Source organism: Micrococcus sp. (assembly GCF_030523875.1).
Taxonomy (GTDB): Bacteria; Actinomycetota; Actinomycetes; order Actinomycetales; family Micrococcaceae; genus Micrococcus.
This window is the reverse complement of the sequence record NZ_JAUNHR010000022.1, coordinates 1-1,848: the sequence shown is the minus strand read 5'-3', so window position 1 is coordinate 1,848 and position 1,848 is coordinate 1. Positions and strand designations below refer to the sequence as shown.

At 72.2% G+C, this 1,848-nt stretch carries 2 protein-coding genes; both read right to left on the bottom strand.

Annotation, left to right across the window (positions count from 1 at the left end; genetic code table 11):
• Positions 1 to 107: 107 nt before the first annotated feature.
• A complete protein-coding gene (locus tag Q4D18_RS04585) occupies positions 108 to 1,148 on the bottom strand; it encodes a TerC family protein (RefSeq protein WP_303126202.1) in 1,041 nt (346 codons plus the stop codon).
• A gap of 78 nt (positions 1,149 to 1,226) precedes the next feature.
• Positions 1,227 to 1,848: hypothetical protein (locus Q4D18_RS04580; RefSeq protein ID WP_303126200.1), on the bottom strand; the 622-nt coding region annotated here is incomplete at its 5' end.

Sequence of the window (1,848 nt, the reverse complement as noted above, 5' to 3'; positions counted from 1 at the left end):
GCGGCCGGCGGTTTCGGGTTACCCCCCCACCGCGGGGGCCACAGCGCCGGATGGGGGCCGGGCCCCCCCCGGGGGGCCGGCCCCGACGCCGGCGGGTCGACGGATGCTCAGCGGTCGTCGCGACGGGCGACCTCGGACACCTGGCGCATGCGCTCGGCGCTCTCGGCGCGGGGCGCGTCGCCCTCGTCGGCCGCCTTGCCCCAGAGCAGGGAGGCCACGGTGGCCACCACGAGCGTGCCGACGATGACGCCGAGGGAGAGGAACGTGGAGATCTCCGGCACGGGCACGGGCTGGCCGCCGTTGATGAACGGCAGCTCGTTCTCGTGCAGCGCGTGCAGGATGAGCTTCACGCCGATGAAGGCGAGGATGAACGCGAGGCCGTGCTTGAGGTACACGAGGCGGTCCATCAGCCCGCCGAGCAGGAAGTAGAGCTGGCGCAGGCCCATGAGGGCGAAGATGTTGGCCGTCAGGACGATGAACCAGTTCTGGGTGAGCCCGAAGATCGCCGGGATGGAGTCCACCGCGAACATCACGTCCGTCAGGCCGATCGTGATGAACACGACCACCATGGGGGTGAACATGCGCTTGCCGTCCACGGTGGTGCGCAGCCGGTTGCCGTCGTACTCCTCGGCCACGTTGAGGCGGCGGGTGAGCTTGGCGACGATCCCCGGCTCGGCCTCCTCGCCGTCGTCGTCGTCCTTGAGCTGGTGCCACGCGGTCCAGAGCAGGAACGCGCCGAAGATGTAGAACACCCAGGTGAGATGCTCGATGGCGACGGCGCCGATCGCGATGAAGACCGCGCGCGCGATGAGCGCGATGATGATGCCCACCATCAGGACCTGCTGCTGGTACCGGCGGGGCACCTGGAACTTAGCCATGATGATGAGGAACACGAACAGGTTGTCCACCGAGAGGCTGTACTCGGTGACCCAGCCGGCGAGGAACTCGGTGCCGTGCTGGGCGTCGCCGAGCACGAAGAGCAGGCCCGCGAAGACCAGCGCCAGCGTCACGTAGAAGCCGATCCACAGGCCGGCCTCCTTCATGGAGGGCTCGTGCGGGCGCTTGACCACATAGAGCAGGTCGATGAGCAGGATCAGGCCGAGGACCACGAGGGTGGTGGTCTGGAAGGCGGGACTGAGGACATCCATCGGGGCGTGGCCTTTCGTGGCAGGGACGCGTCATGGTACCTCGCAGGGTCTCGCCCGCCGTGCGGCCCCGTGGCCGGATCAGGCCGGGCCGAGGGCTAGGTGGACCAGCACGCCGGCTCCGGCGGCCAGGGTCCAGCTGACGAGCGAGCCGATCAGGAACTCCTCGGCGCTGGCGCCCGCCGGCCCGCCCTTCGGGTCCTGGGCCCGGGCGTCCTGGGCGATCTCGGGGAACCGGACGATGCCCTTGGCCGCCATGATGGCCGCCACCGCCTGCCATGCCCCCATCAGGCCCAGGGCGGCCATGAGGAGCCGCTCCATCGGGCCGATGAACCGCCCGCCGCGCAGACCCGGGCCGTCCGCGGCGTCGGGGTCCCCCTCCGTCATCTCCCCGGACGGCCGCCCGGCGAGGTCGAGCACGTCCCGGGTGACCCGGTTGGCCGTCTCCAGGAGGACGAGCCCCGCGGCGAGGAGGGTCAGCCCGGACGGCGTCGCCGGCCCGGCAAGGCCCCCGGTGTGCTCGGCCACGGCCAGCACGACGACGGCGCCCACCGCCGCCGTCCGCCACACCGGACGCCGGGCCGGGGCCAGGGCGTGCCAGACCCCCGCGGCGCCCAGGGCGGTGGCGAGGGCGGCCAGGGTCACCGGCAGGCCCGCGCCGGAGACGAGGAGGGCCAGCGCTCCCACGACCGCGGCGGCGACC